The organism is Streptomyces sp. SD15 (genome assembly GCF_054462255.1).
In genome coordinates this window covers 20,791-39,900 of record NZ_JBTLMO010000055.1, presented here as the reverse complement: position 1 = coordinate 39,900, position 19,110 = coordinate 20,791, and the positions used below count along the sequence as shown (strand labels likewise).

Genomic DNA, 19,110 nt, shown 5'->3' with positions numbered 1-19,110 from the left:
CCTGCGCCTCGCGAGCCGCTCCGTGCACATAATTGCCGCATGAGCCTGAGCATCCGCAACCAGCTCCCCGGCACCGTCACCGCCATCACGCCGGGCGAGGTGATGGCGACGGTCAAGATCCGACTCGACGGCGGCCAGGACCTCACCGCGGCCATCACACGGGAGGCCGTCGAGGACCTGGGCCTCACCGCGGGCTCCACCGTCCGTGCCCTGGTCAAGTCGACGGAGGTGTCCCTGGCCACCGGCCCGGTCGACGGGGTGAGCATCCGCAACCAGCTCCCCGGCACGGTCACCGACGTGTCCGCGGGCGGGGCCATGGCCCGCGTCAAGGTCGAGGTCGCGGGCGGCGAACTGACCTCCGCGATCACCAAGGACGCGGCCACGGAACTCGGCCTGGCGGCCGGCTCACCGGTCGTGGCGCTCATCAAGTCCACCGAGGTGTCCCTCTCCAACGCCTGAGCCGCGAACGCGCTTCTCACCGCCCTCACCCTGAGACGTCAGGATGATGCTCCGGGGCCCGCTACGGCGTTCTCAGTAGCCGGAATTGTCGGCAGGCGCACGACGACGGAAGGGGTCTTCCACCGGGAACCTGCCTGCTGGGTCGTTGTTGGCATGGGTGTCGCGCTGGGACACCAGGGGAGGCAGGTCGGTCCGTACCGTTCGAATGCCTGGAAGACCCCCGTCATCGCCGATGACCAGGAGTTTCCCGGATCGGCGTACTACGCGTACGGCAGTGAGGCGCCGATGCGGTGGAGCGGCAGGTCCACCCCGGTCAGCGTGTACCGCACCCCGAACCTGCGGTGGATGACCTAGGCGTGCCGCACCGGCGTCCAGCACTGATCCTCATTCAGCCACGAGCGGTCGGACCGGCGTCCAACTCTCTTTCCAGATACGCAGTTGCGTCGCGCCGAGCTTGCAGCAGGAGCAACCGGCGCCCCTGCGAGACCAGGGCCTGCCGTCCGCCCGCGGCCAGGGCCCGGTGCCAGCGGTTCACCGACATCCGCGTCACCCTGAAACGCCGAGTCACCTCCTGATCACTGACCCCCGTCTCGATCAAGTCGGCCGCAGCGAACCGCACATGCTCACGCCGGGCCCGCTCGCTCCTCAGCCCTCAGCCCACCGCCATCGGGATACCTCATACCTCCGGCACAGCGAACCCACCGTCAACCGTCACCAGGCCGAGAACGCCCACTATGAATGATCTCTAGACCTCTGAGCTCAGCGGAGTCGCGGGGACCTCGGGAGCGTGGGGGTAGGCGGCTGACCGGTGCTGGAAGGAGAGGATCTTCGGGTTCTGGACGACGCCGTCGCGGATCTCGATGGCCTTTCTGACCGTGACGTCGGTGTCCCATGCCGCGGGGCCGCTCATGACCTTGCGCAGGTAGGGAAGGAGCGCCTCGCTGATTTCCCAGGTGGCGGAGTTCCACAGGTGGGACGGGCTGTGATCCACCGCGTAGTAGTGGCAGCCCGACCCCACCGCGGGCATGGGCTCACCGAAGGTGGTCGGGCGGGCCCATTCGAAGCCCATGCCCTCGTCGCAGGCGACGTCGATGAAGAAGGTCCCCGGCCGGAACAGGGCGAGTTCCTCGTCGGTGACGAACATGAGCGGCGCGTCGGTGTCCTGCAGGACGCAGTTGACGATGATGTCGAACCCGGCCAGGTACTCCGCGAGCGGCATGGAACCGGCCGCAGTGAATGCCCGCAGGCGCGACGGATCGTCCTCCTGCTCCTCGAAGTGGCCCATCACGACCGAGGGCATCGGCGAGGCCACCGCTGCGGCGGCGCGCTGGGTGAGCACCGTGACGTCGGAAACCCCCATGGCGCCCAGGCCCGTGACCGCTCCGCGCGCCGTGGCGCCGAAGCTGATGACCACCGCGCGCAGGCGGCGCCCGTAGCTGCCGGTCAGCCCGCCGAGCTGCAGGGCGTGCAGCACCGAGCAGTAGCCGGCGAGCTCGTTGTTCTTGTGGAACACATGGACGCTGAAGGCGCCCGTGGAGGTCCAGTGGTTCATGGCTTCCCAGGCGATCAGGGTCAGCCGTCGGTCGATGCCGATCTGCGTCATCTTCTCGTCCTGCACGCAGTGCGGCCATCCCCACAGCACCTGGCCCTCGCGCAGCTCGGCGATGTCGTCGTGCATCGGTTTGGGCAGCAGCAGGACGTCGCACTCGGCGAGGAGTTGCTCGCGGGAGCGCAGGCCGGCCACGAGTGGTCGCAGCGCGTCGTCGGCGACGCCGAACCGTCGGCCGTAGCCCTGTTCGAGGAAGATCCTCTCGCGTACGTCCGGGGCGATCCGGTCGAGGTGTTGGGGGTGCAGCGGCAGCCGGAACTCGTTCTCCTTGTGGGAGGAGGCGAGAACTCCGAGACTCATCAGGCTCATGTGGGGCGGCTCATTTCCGACCGGACGCGATGTACTCCGGCATTGCCGTTCCCCGAGGGCGACGCCGAAATGGATGACGGCGTGCGAGGTGCGCTCGGTACCGCCACCGTACTCCCGTCCCGGCCGCGGAGTGCCCACCGCTCGTTTGAGCTCGAAGGATCCGCAGGTCCAGGTCTAGAGATCACTCATAGTGGGCGTTCTCGGCCTGGTGACGGTTGACGGTGGGTTCGCTGTGCCGGAGGTATGAGGTATGCGGTTCGCTGCGGCCGACTTGATCGAGACGGGGGTCAGTGATCAGGAGGTGGCTCGGCGTTTCAGGGTGACACGGATGCCGGTGAACCCCTGGCACCGGGCCCTGAAACCTGGCCAAACACGGCATCGATCAGCACCCGACCCCTTCCCCATGGGGAACGCAGCGGCACTATGCGATGCGACACCGCAGTTCGCTTCCGCCATGGTGATTCCCTGTGTCAACTCCCCTTCGGGACAACGCTCACCGTGCCATTTCCGATCCGCTCCTTTGGCCACAAGCAGAGGTGGCACCACAACCGATTCGGGCGCTTACTGTGCCGTGCAGGGAGGCGCCTGGGGCGGTGGGGCTGCACTTCACGCTCCGAGGCACCTCGGTGTGGGAGCTGCGCGCGACGAGGAGTTGTACGGTCGCACGCACGACGGGAGACTGGAAGAGGGACCCGATGAGCCGAAACGCAGGCGAAGCCGCATGTATCGAGGACGCGGTCCTCACGCGTGCCGCGCAGGCAGGTGACGTCGCTGCCCTGGGACTGCTGCTGGAACGGCACCAGGCGGGTATGCGCGCCGTGGCGCTGAGCATTCTGGGGCCGGGGCCCGACGTCGACGACATGGTCCAGGACGCGGCGCTGACCGCGCTCCGCCGTGTGGGCGATGTCCGCGACCCGGCAGCGGTAGGCCCATGGCTGCGGATGATCGTGCGCAACGCCAGCCGTTCCCTGTTGCGAGGCTCCGGGGCCTTCCAGCCGATCGACGATCTGCACGTGCCCGCCACGGAGGCCGGTCCGGAGCGGTGGCTGGAGCACCACACGACGCGGGACTGGATCTGGGAGGCCATCGAAGAGCTTTCCCCCACGCTGCGGCTGCCCTTGGTGCTGCGTCACTTCAGCACCCACGTCACTTCGTACGAGCAGATAGCCGTCGTCTGCGGGGTCCCGGTCGGCACGGTCCGCAGCCGGCTCAGCCAGGGACGATCCAAGCTGGCGGCTGCCCTCGCCGCCACGGCGGACGCCCCGCACGGCGACACCGCGCAGCGCATGCGCGCCAGCCGTATCGAAGCGCGCGAGACACTGGCCGCCGCCGAGAGCGGGCACTTCGGCAGGCTGCTCACGGAGCGCTGGTCCCCAGAGGTCACCCTGCTCAGGGGGAACGACCCGGTGGGCGGCTACGACCGGTTGGTGCGTTCCATGGACAGCGATGTAGAGGCCGGCATACGGCAGCGCCTTGTTCATGCCGCGGCCGGGCGGTCGCTCGTCATCTGGGAGATGGACATCCTCAATCCCGCCGACAACCCCGAGCACTGCCCGACCGAGGTGGCCTGGCTCATGACCCTGGACGACTCCGGCCGCGTGCACGGGCTGCGCCTGTTCCATCCCAGGCCGGAGCGGGCCACCAGCCCACTCCTTCCCGTGTGACGGCCATCACACGATTCGGATCGAACTTCGTTCCGTCTCCGACGTCCTGTCGGTGTCGTTGACACCTGCCGGATACGGAGACCCTCATGACGACCTCTTTGACCGATCCTCTGGCCGTCGGAACCCACACCGTCGAAGTCGACGGAGTCGTGCAGCGCTATCACGTCCACGGCACGGGACCGGTGTGCGTCGCGCATTCCGGCGGGCCGGGCATTTTCTGGGAGTACCTGCGCATGCCCGCGCTGGAGCGGCACCTGACGGTCGTCTACCCGGAGCCGGTCGGCACCGGCGCCTCCGGCCGCCTGCCCTCCCACCCGCACGGATACACCCGGCCCCGCTACAGCCGGTTCCTCGGTGCGCTGGTCGAGCACCTCGGCGTCCCCGAGGTGCACCTTCTGGGCCATTCGCACGGCGGCTTCGTCGTCCAGTACCACGCCCTGCACTGCCCCGAGCGCGTCACCGGGGTGATCCTCTACGACAGCGCGCCGGTGACCGGTCCCGAACACGCCGCCGAGGCCATGCGCCAAGTGCAGTCGTTCGCCGCACACCACGCCGACCACCCGGAACTCCCCGAGGTCCTGGCGGCTTTCCAGGCCATCCCCACCATCTCCGACGACGCGCAGATGACTGCCGTCGCGAAGGGAGTGATGCCCTCGTACTTCGCCGACTACTGGGGCCGGGAGGAGGAGTTCGCTCCCTTGCGTGCCTCCCTGCGGGCCGAGCACATCTCCGGGCTGAACGAGAATCTCTCCCCGCACGTCATCGACGACCGTGCGGACCTCGGCTCGCTCACCGTGCCGGCCCTCGTCGTCGTCGGCCGCCACGACGTCATCTGCGGGGTGCGGTGGGCCGAGGAACTGCACAGGCTGATCCCCGGATCGGAACTGCTGGTCCTGGAGAGCAGCGGGCACTTCGGCCACATCGAAGAGCCGACTGCCTTCTCGCAGGCGGTGACGCGTTTCGTGACGGCCACGGCGCGCCGTACGCGGTGACCGTCCGGCGGACCGAAGCCGTTCGCCACGCCCCTTCCGACAACTAGGCCATTTGGTCGAAGCCCGCGCGCACGGTGCGACCTAGTTTGTTCCTGCCCGGCAGGCTTCCGACAATCAAGGAGCAATCGCATGAGTACCGTCAAGAACATCGTTCTCGTGCACGGAGGATTCGTCGACGGCTCCGGCTGGCAGCCGGTGTACCGCCTCCTGACCCGCGACGGCTTCAACGTCAGCGTCGTGCAGAACCCGACTCACTCTCTCGAAGGTGACGTGGCGGTCACGCGGCAGGTCCTCGACGCCCAGGACGGGCCGGCGGTGCTCGTTGGCCACTCCTACGGAGGCGCTGTGATCACCGAGGCCGGCCGGCACGAGGGCGTGGCCGCGCTCGTCTACATCGCGGCCTTCGCACCGGACAAGGACGAGTCAGTCGGCACCCTGATCGCCAACCCGGCCCCGGACGCACCCGTTCCACCGATCCTGCCGCCCCAGGACGGCTTCCTCTTCCTGGACCGTGAGAAATTCGCCGCGTCGTTCGCGGGCGATGTGGCGCCCGAGGACGCCCAGTTCATGGCCGACTCGCAGGTTCCCTGGGGTGTGGGGGCGCTCAACGGAACGGTCACGGAGGCCGCCTGGCGTACCAAGCCGAGCTGGTATCTCGTCGCGACCGACGACCTCATGATCCCGCCGCCGGCGCAGCGCGCGATGGCCGAGCGGGCCGGAGCCACCGTGAGCGAGACCGCCGCGAGCCACTCCGTCTACGTTTCCCAGCCGGAAGCCGTGGCGGAGCTGATCAAGCAGGCCGCCGCCCAACAGGCGTAACCCACGCGGCGTCTGCCCCGAAGCGGGCGCCGCACCACGCGAGCCCCAACGAGCGGTGAGCCCGCACGAATCCCGACAGGATCTCGTGCTTTCGTTCGCCTGAGCAGAAAGCCAAACATGCGCAAAAAGGTCGTACTTCACGGAATGATTGCCGCCGGCACTGCGGGCGCCGCAGCAGCTTCCCTTCTGGCATCGACGGCTTCAGCGACGCCGACGTCCACCCGGACGGACACCGCCAAGCCGACGGTGGTGCTCATGCACGGCGGCTTCGCCGACGCCTCCGCGAGCTGGAGTGGCGTGATCAAGCAGCTCCAGAAGGACGGCTATCCGGTCGTCGCCCCCGCCAATCCGCTGCGTGGGCTGCCGACCGACGTGCCCTATCTGGCGAGCGTCCTCAAGTCCGTCAAGGGTCCGATCATCCTCGCCGGCCATTCGTACGGCGGCGCGGTGATCACCAACGCCGCAGCCGGCAACGCCAACGTCAAGGCGCTCGTCTACGTCGCCGCCTTCGTGCCCGACAAGGGTGAGCAGCTCGGCGAGCTCATCAACAAGTTCCCGGGCACCGAGATCCCCGACGCGGTCGACGCCGTGCCGTTCCCGAACCCGGACGGCAGCACCGGTTCGGACCTCTATCTCAAGGCCGACAAGTTCCGCAGCGCGTTCGCCGCGGACCTTCCCGTGTCGGTCACCAACGTGATGCACGCGGCTCAGAGACCCTTCAGCGCATCGTCCTTCACCGACGTCACCGCGGCCGCCGCCTGGCGCACCATCCCCTCCTGGGGAGTGGTCGCGACTTCGGACAAGGCCATTCCTCCGGCGCTGCAGCGCTTCGAGTACCAGCGTGCCAACGCCCGTGGCACGGTCGAAGTTTCGGGCGCCTCCCACTCCGTCATGATCAGCCACCCCGACGCCGTCACCCAGCTCATCAAGAGAGCTGACCGCGGCACGCGCTGATCGCAGTCGCTCCTCCGCGACAGCCCGCCTGGCCCCAGGCGGGCTGTCCCCTTCGATTTCTGAACAGGGAGATCGTTGGAACCGGAACCCTGTACGTCCGTGGGGAGGCGGCTCAGATGTTCGCCGGCGCCGTGCTGCCCCACGCGCGCAGGCGCGGTGGCCAGACCGCTCTGCTGGCCGCCCGGGCCCGAGTGACACAGGAGTTGGGGTGTCTAATCAGACGTCGCCCGCAAACCTCGGAAGCCTTTCGAGCAACGCCTCTGACCGGTCGCCCGGAAGACGGCCAGTCAGTTCCCCCTCCCTCTGGACGCAATGGGGGACAAGCCCCGCGCTCGTTCTGGCCGCCACAGAGGGCCGGGGCAGGTAGGCGGAGCGTTTGTTCGGGGACATCACCGAGTCGGGGGCACACTCTCTTCGGGCGAACGAGGCGGAGTCTGCTGGGACAGGCCGGTCAGAGCGTCACGGAGTCCGGCACGCGAGGTGACGCCCAACTTCCTGAACGTGCCTCGCAGATGGGCGGCCACGGTTCGAGGAGACAGGAAGAGCTGCGCGGCTATCTGCTTGTTGGTCAGCCCCGTAGCAGCCAGCCGCGCTATCTGCCGCTCCTGCGGAGTCAGCGGTGAGTGCAGCTCTTCGCCGAGTACGACAGCCGTGACGGGGATGCCGCTTGCCCGCAGCTCGTTCGCCGCTCGCGCACTCCAAGGCGCCGCTCCCAGGCGTTCGAACGTGCTGAGCGCGGCGTCCAGGTGGACGCGGGCCGCGCCGCCCGCCTTGGCTCTGCGCAGCCTTTCGCCGTAGGCCAGACAGATCCGGGCCCAGTCGAACGGCCATCGCTCGGCGCCGGGCGTGGCGATGGCCGCTTCGAACAGTTCATGGTCGATGAAGTCCGGGGCGGCCATGGCCTCGGCGGCATCGGTCAACATGGCCAGCCGCGGCGAGATCGACGGGATGGCGGTCTTTCTGACCGCCTCGACGTGCGCGGCTGCTTCCACGTGGTGGCCGGTCCGAGCCGCGGCTTCGGTGAAGTCCAGTAGGAGCCAAAGAGCATGCGGCATGTGCGGTGACAGCCGACCGGGCGTGCCCACCGCCCTCAGATGGCGGTGGGCGGCTTCGAAGTCGGCGCTGCCGAGCGCCGACAGGGCCCGGATGTGGGAGGCGTAGACACGGAACACTCCCAACCCTCGGGGATTCCCCCAGGAGATGAGGCGGTCCGCGATTTCTCGTGCGGTGTCGCCGTCACCTCGCGCGGCGGCCAGCAGACCCCGCAGGAACTGGCCCGAACATGCCAGCAGACGGTAGTTGTACGTCGCGCACCACCCGAGTCCCTCTTCAGTGGTCTTAAGGAGTTCGTCCCACTGCCCGCTGGTGTAGGCGTCGTTCGCCAGGAGGAAGAGGCCCTCGATCGCCAAAGTGATGGCCCCGCCGTTTCGGCCGTCGTCCACGACCCGCCGCAACGCGCTGCGACAGCCTGGCAGGCGATCGACATAGGCACCCGCGATCGCGGTCCGAATGATGCGGGTGGGGTCGGTCTCCTGATGAAGACCGGCGATGAGCTCATCGAGACCGTCCAGCACGGACAACGCCGCGTGGGCCGGATCACCGAAGGCGCCCCGCATCACCGGGAGCAGGGGATCCGAGGATGCCGGCCGAAAGCGCGTCATGGCATTGTCGAAGGACTGCCACAGTTCCGGCCGTCCACCGAAGAAGCACACCAGCAGCAGGGTGTGCATTGCTTCGCCGAGGATGTTGTCGCCGCCCCCGTCGGGCAGGTCATGGTTCTCGATGGCGCCGACCAGAAGCCGGTGGGCGGTGTCCACATCTCCTTCGCCGTTGAGGAGTTGGCTGGCCGCTGCCGCGGCGGCCGCCAGGGAGTCGGTGCCGACCGGATCGGCGCGGCCGGCATGGTCCAGCAAAGCCCGTACGTTGCGGAGATCACCGGTGATGTTGGCGCCCAGGCAGGCCGCCTCGGCCAGCCTGCGTCCCTTGGCCGTCCCCGTGCTGCTCAGCTCCGATGCGCGCAACAGGGTGGTGATGGCACCGACGGCGTCACCGCGGCGCAGGGTGCTGTAGGCCACCTCATGCAGGAGGGCGGCCACCTGATCGTCGGGGCCCACGGCCGCGTTGGCGAGGTGCCGGGCCCGGCGTTCGGATCCTTCCGGGAATTCCCCGGCGAGCGCCAGATGTCCCCACCGGCGCTCGGCGCTGGTCGACAGGTCCATGACCGCGGAACGAGTGAGCGGGTGCCGGAAGACCAGACGGCCGGTGAGGGCGTCGACGTGCACGATTCCGGCCCGCTCGGCAGGACCCAGCTCGGCCAGGCCGTCGGGACCGCCCATGGCCTGCCGAAGGACGTGCAGGTCACCCGAGCCGTCCAGGACGGCGAGCAGAAGCAGTTTCCGAGTGGCGTCCGGGAGCGCGTCGACCCGAGCGGAGAAGATCCTTTTGAGCCGCTCGGTCAACGGCAGCACGGCCGGCAGTGTTCCTCGCTCCGTCTGCTGAGCGTCGTCAAGCGTGACGGGCAGCTCCAGCAGCGCCAGGGGGTTTCCCCGGGCCTCCGCGACGACACGCCGACGGACCCTGACCGCCATGGCGGGGAACCGCTCGGCGACCAACTCGTTCGCCGCTTCGTCATCCAGCGCCTGAACCTCGTACGTGGGTATCCAGGTGCTGCTCAAGAAGGACTCGTCGCCCGTCCGGGACGCCGCGAGCAAGGCGATGGAGCCGGTGCGTATGTAGCGGGCGAGAGTTCCCAGAACCGCGGCGCTGGGCCGGTCCAGCCACGCCACGTCGTCGATGATCAGAGCGAGAGGGCTGCTCTCGGTGGCGGCCCTGGACAGCAGGACATGCACAGCGTTCGCGACGGCGAGCAGCTCGGTCGGCTGCCCTTCGGAAAGCCCCCGGACCGCTTGGAGTGTCTCCGCCTGCCGGGTGGGTAAAGCGGGAATCTCTTCGGCCAGCGGCAGCAATATCTGGTTCAGTGCCGAAAAGCTGACGCTTTCCTCGAACTGCGAGCCGACGACCCGCAGAACACGGAAGCCCCTCTCGGACGCGCGCAGCGCCGCAGCGTCCAGCAGCGCGCTTTTGCCCACCCCGGCCTCTCCGGACAGCATCAGCGCGGCACCCCGCACGGCAGCTGTGCCGAAAAGCCCGTCGATGATCGTCAGCTCCCTTGATCGTCCGAAGAGACGGCCCACCGAGTTCACACCGGAAACGCCGGCGGAGTTCTGGTCGCCTGTCGAGGCATGCGGTGCGGAAGATGCCATGAGACCTCCAATAGTGGTCGGGCAGGATCAGCGACATGACGCGAAGAGAGCCGGAAAATTCGACGTCGAAGGAGTGTCCTGCATCACATTGCCGGATCCGAGGTACGCCGAGAAGAGGGACCGCCCGCAGGTACAGCTTCCGCATTCCGCGGGTTCCTCCTCCGACAGCCCCGTCCGGCACGGGAATTCCACATAGGCCATCTGGCCGAAGCTGCACAAGCGGCCAGTTCATAAGGTGAGGGAGATCAAGAATTCTCGACCCACTGCAGAGAACGGAGGCCCTTCATGGCAGCGGAAATCGCCCTGCGGAACGTGGTCCTGGTCCACGGTGGATTCGTGGACGGATCCGGCTGGCAGGGTGTCCACGAGCGCCTCGTGGACATGGGCCACAAGGTCAGCGTCGTGCAGAATCCGACCCAGTCCCTGGCCTGCGACGTCGAGGCGACTCTGCGGGTCGTCGCGGAGCAGGACGGCCCCACCGTCCTGGTGGGTCACTCCTACGGAGGTGTCGTGATCACCGAAGCAGGACGGGACCCCAAGGTGTCCGCACTCGTCTACATCGCGGCCTTCGCGCCGGACGAGGGCGAGTCCGTCAACTCCTTGATCGCGGACCCGCCGCCGGGTGCGCCCGTTCCCCCGATCCTCCCTCCGAAGGACGGGCACCTCTTCCTCGACCGCGAGCGGTTCCACGCCTCCTTCGCCGGTGATCTGACCCGGGCGCAGGCACGTTTCATGGCAGACTCCCAGGTCCCGTGGGGAGTCGAAGCCCTGAACGGCGCCGTCGGCGAACCCGCGTGGCGAACCAAGTCCAGTTGGTACCTGGTCGCTGCCGACGACCGCATGATCCCTCCCCTGGCTCAGCGGGCGATGGCCGAGCGTGCGGGTGCCACGGTCGCCGAGGCTCCGGGCAGCCACTCTGTCCACGTGTCGCAACCCGCCGCGGTCGTCGACATGATCAGGCGGGCCACCGCCGCATAGGGCCTGTCCAGCGGTGGCGGCGGCCACACCTGATGACCGTTCACTCAAGACGTGCTGCTGCGTCGGCGGCGGCGCGCTGGGCCGCGATGCGGTCGACACGGACCGTCTCACCGTTCACGACCACGGCCTCACCTGCGACCCAGACATCCTTGACCGCGCGAGAACCAGCGGCCCACGTGAGATTGGCAAGCAGGCGACCGTCCGCGACATCCAGACCTGCCGCGAAATGAGGCCCGTCTACCGGGCACCGGTAGAAGAAGGGGCGTAGGGGTCTCGGGGCTTCAGTGGCCGAGGTAGCGCAGGCCGTCTTCGAGAGTGGGGTGGAAGCGTTCGGTCGGACCGGAGTTGCGGTTGTACCAGGCGGCGTCCAGGCCAGGCTCCTGTGTCGCGTGGCCGGCGCGGCAGCGCACCCAGACCGAGTCGTCACGCAGGCACAAGACGATCCAGTCCCGGTACACGCCGCACTCGGGGCACGTACGGACCTCACCGTCCACGACGAGCGGCTGCCGCCAGCGCATCATCAGCCCAACCACGTCCTGCCGTGGGGGAACCCGCAGGTCCGGCGGCAGGAAGTCGAACGTCGGAACCTGCGGTGCGGCCGGTGCCGCCGCACCGGAGACGTGGTCGGGCAGGGGCCACTCAGCGTGCATCTTCAGCAGCTCGTAACCCGCACGCTGGGCTTCACGGAACGCGCGCTCCGCTCGGGCACGTCGAAACAGCAAGATCCTCTTCCTCTCCGTCGTACAGCGGACACACCATGCCTCAACCCGCCACCTGCGGTTCAGGGAAACAGCGACGAGCGCCACCGCTGGCCGCTTGAGGCCGCGGGGCCGTCAGCCGCGCCGGACCACGGTGAGCCGACCCGCCACGCTCGCGGGCAGGGTGCGGCGAGACACCTGGACCGGTGAGGCAAGGGAGGAAGCGAACGCGGCAACCAGGTCATGGGGGACGCTGGCACTGAAGCCGGCGCACCAGAGATACGGGGCGCCGAGGACGGGCTCTGCCCATGCTTGCCAGCCCACTGGATCGGGGCGCGGGTCAGCGTCCTCGATGAGCGGCGGCAGCAGCTCCAGGGAGACGCAGGCGGAGAGCCCAGGGTCCATGGCGGTGGTGTGAGGGCGGTCCACGTCGCGGATCCAGCCCTGGGCGTTGAGCGCGTTCAGGACCGTCTCGGGCCCTTCGAAGCCGGCATCCGGCGCCTCACGGGCGTCAAGCGCCACGAGGAGATCGGCGAGTGCCTCGTACGGGACCCCGGTGGTGAAGTACGCGTTCCACTCCGCCATCGCGGAAGCCGAGTTCCGGCGGGCGCTCAACTGCCAGGCCACGCGCAGTCCGCCCAGTTCGAAGGGGTAAGCCGCGAGGATCCATTCGGCGCCGCGCAGTCCGTCCGGGCTCACATACAGCAGGGTCTGACGGGCCGTGGGCCACATGCTCCAGCCGAGACCGGCCAAGGTGTGGCCGATCTGCTCGGCGAGTACGCCGTCGTCGCCGGCCAGGTGGCGCGGGGTGACCCAGTGCACCGGGTCCGGCAAGTCGTAGCGGAAAGGGTCGCTGGGGTGGTGCGGATGCAGGGGCACCTCCAAGGGCTCGGGGACAGGTCGTCCAACAGGTGTTGTACGTTGACATGCCCTCCCCCAGCGCACCAGTCCTTTGGGGATCTTTCCTGTCTGCTCCCGGCGAACTGATCTGCCCCGGCCACTGTAGGGTCTCAAATTTCGTGTCGGAATCTCATGGCTGGTGCCGGATGGAAGTCGGATCCGACGTGGCGCTGAGACATGCAGGTCGCGCCTGTACCTCGCTCGCGTTGAAACGCCGACGCCTGGACGGCCGAGCGGCCGCGCCGGGAACAGCCGGTCCGGCCGGCACGGTTGCATCGACCGAGGGACCGGCGCCACACGGGCGGGGAACACGGAGACCAGAGGGTCGTCCGCCCCACCAGGATCCGGGCCCCAGGAGCGGTACGCCCACCGCGCAGTCGGACCAAGACGTATTTCTGCAGGAGGACTGTTTCATGACTGACCGGCCCTTGACGCTCATGGCAGTACACGCCCACCCCGACGACGAGGCCACCGGAACCGGAGGGGTCCTCGCGCGGTACGCGGCGGAAGGCATCCGCACGGTTCTCGTGACGTGTACCGACGGCGGTTGCGGTGACGGACCGGGTGGTGTCAAACCGGGTGATCCCGGGCACGATCCGGCGGCGGTCGCCTTGATGCGCCGTCAAGAACTTGAGGCGAGCTGTGACGTCCTGAAGGTCAGCGATCTGGAGATGCTGGACTATGCCGACTCCGGGATGACGGGCTGGCCGAGCAACGACGCCCCCGGATCCTTCTGGCAGACCCCCGTGCAGGAAGGCGCGGCCCGACTCGCGGAACTCATGCGGCACTACCGACCTGATGTGGTCGTCACCTACGACGAGAACGGCTTCTACGGCCACCCTGACCACATCCAGGCCCACCGCATCACGATGGCGGCGCTGGAGATGACCGCGCTGACACCGAAGGTGTACTGGACCACGATGCCCCGCTCGATGATGCAGCGGTTCGGCGAGATCATGCGCGAGTTTCATGAGGACATGCCGGAGCCGGATCCTGCCGAGGCCGCCGCGATGGCCGAGATCGGCCTCCCCGACGATGAGATCACCACGTGGGTGGACACCACCGCGTTCAGCGGTCAGAAGTTCGACGCGTTGGCCGCGCACGCCAGTCAGGGCGAGAACATCTTCTTCCTCAAGATGGGCAAGGAGAGGTTCGGCGAGTTGATGGGCATGGAGACCTTCGTACGTGTCCAGGACGCCACCGGCGCGGCTGTACCCGAGAACGATCTCTTCGCCGGACTGCGCTGATCCGCCCGCCCGACCGGCCGGGAAAGCGCATCGACCGCACGGCGCAATCGAGCGGGTCACACCCGGAGACTTCTCCACGCGAGTTCCGCTCCGGCAGCCTGCGTCCAGGCCCTCGCCGATGGCGTCGACGCGTGCCCGCACCTCCGACCCGACACCGCGCTCGTCCCCAAACCACCTGGCAACCGCACAGGTGGGAGACCTGCGGGCTGCTGACTCGGAAGGTGCGCGACAGCCCAGGTCACAGCAGGTCACGAGGGCGGTCTCCGACACCAACCGCGAGACCCAACACCACGTAGCGCCGACTCCCGCACGCCTGGCAAGTTCCTCGCCCCGCAGCCCAGTCACGGGCAAGCTCTGGCACAGAGATCGTCACCGGCGTTCGAGGAGGACATCATGGCGCTGCGTAAGCTCGGTAAGGACCCGGAGAGTCCCAGTGGCGGCTCTCCCACCATCTACCTCGACGAGGAGAAGGACAGCTACCTCGTGCAGGGGTTGAAGGTGGAGGACTTCGAGCGCCTCGCGCAGATGGACATCCCCGGCCATGAGTCGGTCGTGGAGATCCCCCGACGCATGGTGCAGTTCTTCCTGGAGGTGAAGAAGGCTGATGCGGACCCCGACGTTTGAGGAGCTGTTCCGCGACTGCCAGAGGACGGCCGTCCATCTGGAGATGCGCGACGCCTACATGAAGTCGGATCCGGCCTTCATCGACTGGAAGGCCGGTGAAACGCTCGACCCCGCCGAGCGTTGGGCCGACTGGCTGAGCCTCGTCACGGACGCAACCTCCCGAGGCGTCGAAATGCGCCGGGCGCGGATCGTTTCGACGCCCGTCAGCGAATACATCCGCTTCGAGTACGACGTGACGGATGGACTGAACATCGCCGCCGGCGAAGACGTGCGCTGGCTCTCCCGGCGCAACGCAACGGGCCTCGCGCTTCCGGGCAACGACTTCTGGCTTTTCGACTCCAGCCTCGTCCTCGTCAACCACTTCGACGGCGAAGGCGAGAACATGGAGGTGGAACTCACGGAGGACCCGGAAATGGCAAAGCTCTGCGAGTCGGCTTCGAGGCCGTGTGGGCGCGGGCGACACCGCACGCAGAGTTCCAGCCGGCCTGACAGCCCGAACGCATCATCGCAGCGACATGACATCATTGTTGGCCGATGCCGGCGCGACCGCGTAGCAGTCAATCGGCGGATGCGGTCGGGCCTCCCCAGGAAGCCGCGGGGCATCACGGACGGGCAGGCCGGTCAGCTTCTCCAGCCGCTCGACTTCACCGGTCATCCGTAGCCACTCACCGGCGGTCGGCGGCATCGGCACCTCCTTGCCTACGCCACCCCATCAGCGACTGACAGACGCCGCGGCCAGGACACCGGCAACGACCGATACCCCGGCAAGGAGCCCGAAGAGCGCTGGATAGCCGCCGAGTTCGCCCGCGAGGGCTGCTCCCGCGAAGGGGGCCAGTGCGGAGGCGATGGTGACGGGGGCGGCCAGGAGGCCGGAGAGGCGGCCGTAGTGGGTGGTGCCCCAGCGGTCGGTGACCGCGGTGGCCTGGAGGAGGGTGAGGTTGCCTCGGACCATGCCCGCCATGACCGCCAGGAGGAGCAGGAGCGGGTACGGCCCCGAAACGACGGCGAGCGCTGCGGTCGTTGCACCGCCTGCCGTGATCAGCGTGACCGTGCGGGTGGTGACGCCGGTGCGACGGGCGAGGGCGGCATACAGGGTGCGGCCCAGCGTCTGGCCGGCGCCGCCGAGGCCGAGCGCCCAGGCCGCCGCCGTGGGGCTCGCACCGCGTTCGGTCAGCAGCGGGACCAGGGCGATGACGACGGCGTACATCGCGAAGCCGTTCAGCGTCAGCGAGGCGGCGAGCAGCAGGAAGGGGCGGCTGCGGGCGACCGACCGGTGGTCGTCGGCCTGTCGGGTGGGGTGCGTGGGGGCCGGTGGCCAGGGGGCTCGCAGGCCGAGGGCATGGGCCGGGATGGTGACCGTGGCGAGGATCAACGCCAGGATGGCGTATGTGGTGCGCCAGCTGAGGTGTTCGGCGAGGGTTGCCGTCAGGGGTGCGAAGGCGGTCGAGGCCAAGCCCCCGGCGAGCGTGACGATCGTGAGCGCGCGGACGCGGTCCTCTCCCCACCAGCGGGTGAGGGCGGCGAAGGCCGGCTGGTAGAAGGTGGCCGCCATGGACAGCCCCGCGAGCAGCCAGGCAGCGGCGAAGACGGTCAGGTTGGGCGCGTACGCGAGGGCCAGCACTGCTATGACACCGAGGATGGATCCGAGGGTCATCACGGCGCGTGGGCCTCGGCGGTCGAGGATGCGGCCGACGGGTACCCCGGCGAGCGCAGAGACGATCAGGGCGGCGGAGAAGGCTCCGGTGGTGGCAGTCGTCGACCAGCCGGTGTCGGCCGTGATGCGGAAGTTCAGGACCGGGAAGGCGTAGTAGACGATGCCCCAGCTGGTGACCTGGGTGGCGCAGAGGGCCGGCAGGGCGGCGCGAGACCGCGACCGGTCCCCCGTTCCGGTCGCGGCCTCGCTGGTGTGAAGGTCGGCCATTCGGCGGTCAGCAACAGCCGCTCGCGGCGACGGGTTCCTTCGCGCCGCCGGTGTCGGCCGCCGTCGGGTCGGCGCAACAGGTGCTGCCCTGCTGCTTGGCCAAGGAGTCGGCGTCGGCCTTGACGACGTACACCTCCCAGGGCTCCTGGCCAGGCCCGTGGACCCAGACCTTGTCCTGCAGGGCGTAGCAGCAGGTGGTGTCGTTCTCGACGTCGGTGGCCAAGCCCTCTCCGCGCAGACGAGCGGTGGCTGCGTGGACCGCCTCGGAGCTCTCCACCTCGACGCCGAGATGGTCCATGCGGGTAGCCTCGCCCTCCGCCCCCTCGATCAGGACAAGCTTGAGCGGGGGCTCGGCGATGGCGAAGTTGGCGTAGCCGTCGCGGAGTTTGGCGGGTTCGGTGCCGAAGAGCTTGCTGTAGAAGGCGATGGACGCGTTGAGATCCGGGACGCGGAGGGCGAGCTGTACGCGGGACATGACGAGCCTCCTGGTGTGGGTGCGGGGTTCAGCAGCCGCCGGACGTGGAGGCCGGGGCGCCGGTGCCGATCTGGAGTGTGGCGGGGGCGGCGCAGCATCCGCCGCCGGACTGCTCAGCGTTCTCCGGCTCGTCGAACAGGCCCGCACCGCCGCAGACGCCGGTCTCCGGGAGGGTCAGCTCGACGCGCTCGGCGGCCTCTTGGTCGCCGGCGATCGCGGCGGTGATGGAGCGGACCTGCTCGTAGCCGGTCATGGCGAGGAAGGTGGGGGCACGGCCGTAGGACTTCATGCCTACGAGGTAGACACCTTGCTCGGGGTGGGAGAGCTCGTTCACGCCGTGCGGGTAGACCGTGCCGCAGGAGTGGACGTTGGGGTCGATCAACGGGGCCAGGGCCGTCGGTGCCTGGAGGCGTTCGTCGAGGCCGAGGCGGAGCTCGGAGAGGAAGGAGAGGTCCGGGCGGAAACCGGTCAGGACGATGACCTCGTCGATGGGGTCCGTGCGGCGGCCGTCGTCGGACTCGAGGACCAGTCGGTCACCGTCGTACGAGACGGCTTGGGTGCGGAAGCCGGTGATCGCGCCGGCGTGACCGGCCTCGACGGCGGCCTTGGCGCGCAGGCCGAGGGCGCCACGGGCGGGGAGCTGGTCGGCCTCGCCGCCGCCGTAGGTGTTGGCACCGATGCCCCGGCGCAGGATCCACACCGCGTGGGTTCCCTCTTCCTCCTTCGCGAGGTCGGCGAGGAGCGCGAGGGCAGTGAAGGCGGAGGCTCCGGAGCCGACGACGGCGGTGCGCTTGCCCGCGTAACGGGCTCGTACAGCCGGGTCGTTGAGGTCCGGGACGCGGTAGGAGATACGGCCGGCGGCGGCCTTCTCGCCGAGTGCGGGGAGGCCGTCGGCGCCCATCGGGGAGGGAGTGGTCCAGGTGCCGGAGGCGTCGATGACGGCGCGGGCGGTGATCCGCTTCTCGCGGCCGTCCGCGGTCTCGATGTGCACGGTGAAGGGCTGCTCGTCGCGGCCCGAGTCGACGATCCGGTCGCGTCCGGCGCGGGCGACGCCGGTCACCTGGGTTCCGAAGCGGACCTTGTCGCCCAGGACATCGGCGAGCGGCTGCAGGTACTGCTCGGCCCAGTCGCCGCCGGTCGGGTAGGTCAAGGAGTCCGGGCGGACCCAGCCGGTCGGGGCCAGGAGCTTCTCCGCGGCCGGGTCGATCACCTCGCCCCAGGTGGAGAACAGGCGGACGTGCGACCACTCGCGCACGGCGGCACCCGCAGCCGAGCCGGCCTCCAGGACCAGGGGTTCAAGGCCGCGCTCGACGAGATGGGCGGCGGCGGCCAGGCCGATCGGGCCGGCTCCGATGACCACGACGGGCAGCTGGTCGGTGGTGGGCGCGTTCACTGGATTCCCCTTTACTTCGACATCCGTCGATCCCTTGCGCCGCCAAGCATGGCACCTGTATCGATAGACGTCAACATAGACATTCGTCGAATCTGGGAGCTGGGTATGGAACGCATGGACGTAGCCGTGATCGGGGGCGGCCAATCCGGACTGGCCGCGGCGCATGCTCTGCGCCGACAAGGGTTGGAACCGGTGGTTCTGGAGGCGTCCGATCTGCCCGCCGGATCGTGGCCGCACTACTACGACAGCCTCACGCTCTTCTCTCCCGCCGGATACAGCTCGCTGCCGGGGTTGCCGTTCGGCGGAGACCGGGATCGCTATCCGCACCGGGACGAGGTGATCGCCTATCCCCAGCGGCACGGCTACCAGCTGGACGCCGACGTCCGCACCCGCACGCGCGTGCGCGAAGTCGGCTATGGCGACGGCGTGTTCCGGCTGAACCTGGAGGGCGGCAGCCGGCTGGAGGCACGCGCCGTGGTCGCGGCCACCGGCACCTTCGGGCGTCCCCACCTCCCTGACCTTGCGGGCCTGGAGAGCTACGCCGGGACGGTGCTGCACGCCGCTGACTACCGCGTACCCGAGCCGTTCACCGGACAGCGCGTCGTGGTCGTCGGTGCAGGGAACTCCGCGGTACAGATCGCCGCCGAGATCGCCGAGCGGGCCCAGGTGACACTGGCGGCGCGGCATCCAGTCCGGTTCGCCCGCCAGCGCATGCTGGGGCGGGACCTGCACTGGTGGTTGACCCGCACGGGCCTCGACACGCTGCCCATCGGCCGGTTCCTGCGCACCCCGCCGACCCAGCTGG

Annotated in this window: 17 protein-coding genes and 4 pseudogenes; 12 read left to right on the top strand and 9 right to left on the bottom strand. The window is 68.9% G+C overall.

The annotated features are described in order from the left end of the window. Nucleotides 1-39: 39 nt before the first annotated feature. Together ACX28W_RS36375 and ACX28W_RS36370 are read left to right on the top strand one after the other, a co-directional pair. Nucleotides 40-459, top strand: coding sequence for a TOBE domain-containing protein (locus ACX28W_RS36375; RefSeq protein ID WP_459004273.1), 420 nt, complete (start codon nucleotides 40-42; stop codon nucleotides 457-459). Between the two features lie 153 nt (nucleotides 460-612). Further along, nucleotides 613-813 (top strand): hypothetical protein, encoded by a 201-nt coding sequence (locus ACX28W_RS36370; RefSeq protein WP_459004282.1) that lies wholly within the window; start codon nucleotides 613-615, stop codon nucleotides 811-813. Here the strand turns inward: ACX28W_RS36370 and ACX28W_RS36365 are convergent. Together ACX28W_RS36365 and ACX28W_RS36360 are read right to left on the bottom strand one after the other, a co-directional pair. Further along, nucleotides 732-1,139: pseudogene (locus ACX28W_RS36365) on the bottom strand (winged helix-turn-helix domain-containing protein); the annotation flags it as partial. The gene ACX28W_RS36370 and the pseudogene ACX28W_RS36365 overlap by 82 nt on opposite strands. Before the next feature lie 65 nt (nucleotides 1,140-1,204). Further along, nucleotides 1,205-2,377 (bottom strand): N(5)-(carboxyethyl)ornithine synthase, encoded by a 1,173-nt coding sequence (locus tag ACX28W_RS36360; protein WP_459004272.1) that lies wholly within the window; start codon nucleotides 2,375-2,377, stop codon nucleotides 1,205-1,207. Nucleotides 2,378-2,627: 250 nt separating this feature from the next. On the opposite strand from ACX28W_RS36360, the pseudogene ACX28W_RS36355 reads away from it, so the two are divergent. From ACX28W_RS36355 to ACX28W_RS36335, 5 genes and pseudogenes are all read left to right on the top strand, one after another. Further along, nucleotides 2,628-2,744, top strand: a pseudogene (locus tag ACX28W_RS36355) (IS630 family transposase); the annotation flags it as partial. Between the two features lie 328 nt (nucleotides 2,745-3,072). Further along, a complete protein-coding gene (locus tag ACX28W_RS36350; RefSeq protein ID WP_459004271.1) occupies nucleotides 3,073-4,041 on the top strand; it encodes an RNA polymerase sigma factor in 969 nt (322 codons plus the stop codon). Nucleotides 4,042-4,127: 86 nt separating this feature from the next. Further along, the gene (locus ACX28W_RS36345; protein WP_459004270.1) at nucleotides 4,128-5,033 is read left to right on the top strand and encodes an alpha/beta fold hydrolase; all 906 of its coding nucleotides are present in this window, start codon (nucleotides 4,128-4,130) and stop codon (nucleotides 5,031-5,033) included. A gap of 129 nt (nucleotides 5,034-5,162) precedes the next feature. Then, nucleotides 5,163-5,852 (top strand): alpha/beta fold hydrolase, encoded by a 690-nt coding sequence (locus ACX28W_RS36340; RefSeq protein ID WP_459004269.1) that lies wholly within the window; start codon nucleotides 5,163-5,165, stop codon nucleotides 5,850-5,852. A 255-nt stretch (nucleotides 5,853-6,107) separates the two neighbouring features. Beyond that, entirely contained in the window at nucleotides 6,108-6,806 is a 699-nt protein-coding gene (locus ACX28W_RS36335; protein ID WP_459004268.1) for an alpha/beta hydrolase, read from the top strand. 389 nt (nucleotides 6,807-7,195) lie between these two features. Here ACX28W_RS36335 and ACX28W_RS36330 read toward each other — a convergent pair whose 3' ends face one another. Further along, nucleotides 7,196-10,069: a helix-turn-helix transcriptional regulator gene (locus ACX28W_RS36330; RefSeq protein ID WP_459004267.1), complete on the bottom strand. Its 2,874-nt coding sequence runs from the start codon at nucleotides 10,067-10,069 to the stop codon at nucleotides 7,196-7,198. A 285-nt stretch (nucleotides 10,070-10,354) separates the two neighbouring features. Between ACX28W_RS36330 and ACX28W_RS36325 the strand changes: the two genes are divergently transcribed. After that, the gene (locus ACX28W_RS36325; RefSeq protein WP_459004266.1) at nucleotides 10,355-11,047 is read left to right on the top strand and encodes an alpha/beta hydrolase; all 693 of its coding nucleotides are present in this window, start codon (nucleotides 10,355-10,357) and stop codon (nucleotides 11,045-11,047) included. Nucleotides 11,048-11,328: 281 nt separating this feature from the next. Here the strand turns inward: ACX28W_RS36325 and ACX28W_RS36320 are convergent, their stop codons facing one another. Together ACX28W_RS36320 and ACX28W_RS36315 are read right to left on the bottom strand one after the other, a co-directional pair. Beyond that, nucleotides 11,329-11,769: a hypothetical protein gene (locus ACX28W_RS36320; protein WP_459004265.1), complete on the bottom strand. Its 441-nt coding sequence runs from the start codon at nucleotides 11,767-11,769 to the stop codon at nucleotides 11,329-11,331. Nucleotides 11,770-11,880: 111 nt separating this feature from the next. Then, entirely contained in the window at nucleotides 11,881-12,630 is a 750-nt protein-coding gene (locus tag ACX28W_RS36315; protein WP_459004264.1) for an SPDY domain-containing protein, read from the bottom strand. A 428-nt stretch (nucleotides 12,631-13,058) separates the two neighbouring features. On the opposite strand from ACX28W_RS36315, the gene ACX28W_RS36310 reads away from it, so the two are divergent. From ACX28W_RS36310 to ACX28W_RS36300, 3 genes and pseudogenes are all read left to right on the top strand, one after another. Continuing rightward, a complete protein-coding gene (locus ACX28W_RS36310; protein ID WP_459004263.1) occupies nucleotides 13,059-13,892 on the top strand; it encodes a PIG-L family deacetylase in 834 nt (277 codons plus the stop codon). Between the two features lie 393 nt (nucleotides 13,893-14,285). Then, complete coding sequence (locus ACX28W_RS36305) at nucleotides 14,286-14,516, top strand: hypothetical protein (RefSeq protein WP_459004262.1); 231 nt, start codon at nucleotides 14,286-14,288, stop codon at nucleotides 14,514-14,516. After that, a pseudogene (locus tag ACX28W_RS36300) lies at nucleotides 14,494-15,005 on the top strand (DUF6879 family protein). Before ACX28W_RS36305 ends, ACX28W_RS36300 begins: the two are co-directional and overlap by 23 nt. Before the next feature lie 13 nt (nucleotides 15,006-15,018). Here the strand turns inward: ACX28W_RS36300 and ACX28W_RS36295 are convergent. The 4 genes from ACX28W_RS36295 to ACX28W_RS36280 are packed head-to-tail and all read right to left on the bottom strand — an operon-like array spanning nucleotide 15,019 to nucleotide 18,305. Further along, a complete protein-coding gene (locus ACX28W_RS36295) occupies nucleotides 15,019-15,201 on the bottom strand; it encodes a hypothetical protein (RefSeq protein WP_459004261.1) in 183 nt (60 codons plus the stop codon). Between the two features lie 27 nt (nucleotides 15,202-15,228). Further along, on the bottom strand, nucleotides 15,229-16,437 hold the full coding sequence (locus tag ACX28W_RS36290) for an MFS transporter (protein WP_459004260.1): 1,209 nt from the start codon (nucleotides 16,435-16,437) through the stop codon (nucleotides 15,229-15,231). Between the two features lie 7 nt (nucleotides 16,438-16,444). Beyond that, nucleotides 16,445-16,912 (bottom strand): ArsI/CadI family heavy metal resistance metalloenzyme, encoded by a 468-nt coding sequence (locus ACX28W_RS36285; RefSeq protein ID WP_459004259.1) that lies wholly within the window; start codon nucleotides 16,910-16,912, stop codon nucleotides 16,445-16,447. 28 nt (nucleotides 16,913-16,940) lie between these two features. Beyond that, a complete protein-coding gene (locus ACX28W_RS36280) occupies nucleotides 16,941-18,305 on the bottom strand; it encodes an NAD(P)-binding domain-containing protein (protein WP_459004258.1) in 1,365 nt (454 codons plus the stop codon). On the opposite strand from ACX28W_RS36280, the pseudogene ACX28W_RS36275 reads away from it, so the two are divergent. Then, nucleotides 18,228-18,950: pseudogene (locus ACX28W_RS36275) on the top strand (flavin-containing monooxygenase); the annotation flags it as partial. The gene ACX28W_RS36280 and the pseudogene ACX28W_RS36275 overlap by 78 nt on opposite strands. Nucleotides 18,951-19,110 lie beyond the last annotated feature (160 nt).

Coding starts and splice junctions, on each gene's coding strand:
- ACX28W_RS36375 (WP_459004273.1), top strand. CDS start 40: ATGAGCCTGAGCATCCGCAACCAGCTCCCCGGCACCGTCACCGCCATC.
- ACX28W_RS36370 (WP_459004282.1), top strand. CDS start 613: ATGGGTGTCGCGCTGGGACACCAGGGGAGGCAGGTCGGTCCGTACCGT.
- ACX28W_RS36360 (WP_459004272.1), bottom strand. CDS start 2,377: ATGAGCCTGATGAGTCTCGGAGTTCTCGCCTCCTCCCACAAGGAGAAC.
- ACX28W_RS36350 (WP_459004271.1), top strand. CDS start 3,073: ATGAGCCGAAACGCAGGCGAAGCCGCATGTATCGAGGACGCGGTCCTC.
- ACX28W_RS36345 (WP_459004270.1), top strand. CDS start 4,128: ATGACGACCTCTTTGACCGATCCTCTGGCCGTCGGAACCCACACCGTC.
- ACX28W_RS36340 (WP_459004269.1), top strand. CDS start 5,163: ATGAGTACCGTCAAGAACATCGTTCTCGTGCACGGAGGATTCGTCGAC.
- ACX28W_RS36335 (WP_459004268.1), top strand. CDS start 6,108: ATGCACGGCGGCTTCGCCGACGCCTCCGCGAGCTGGAGTGGCGTGATC.
- ACX28W_RS36330 (WP_459004267.1), bottom strand. CDS start 10,069: ATGGCATCTTCCGCACCGCATGCCTCGACAGGCGACCAGAACTCCGCC.
- ACX28W_RS36325 (WP_459004266.1), top strand. CDS start 10,355: ATGGCAGCGGAAATCGCCCTGCGGAACGTGGTCCTGGTCCACGGTGGA.
- ACX28W_RS36310 (WP_459004263.1), top strand. CDS start 13,059: ATGACTGACCGGCCCTTGACGCTCATGGCAGTACACGCCCACCCCGAC.
- ACX28W_RS36305 (WP_459004262.1), top strand. CDS start 14,286: ATGGCGCTGCGTAAGCTCGGTAAGGACCCGGAGAGTCCCAGTGGCGGC.
- ACX28W_RS36295 (WP_459004261.1), bottom strand. CDS start 15,201: ATGCCGCCGACCGCCGGTGAGTGGCTACGGATGACCGGTGAAGTCGAG.
- ACX28W_RS36290 (WP_459004260.1), bottom strand. CDS start 16,437: ATGGCCGACCTTCACACCAGCGAGGCCGCGACCGGAACGGGGGACCGG.
- ACX28W_RS36285 (WP_459004259.1), bottom strand. CDS start 16,912: ATGTCCCGCGTACAGCTCGCCCTCCGCGTCCCGGATCTCAACGCGTCC.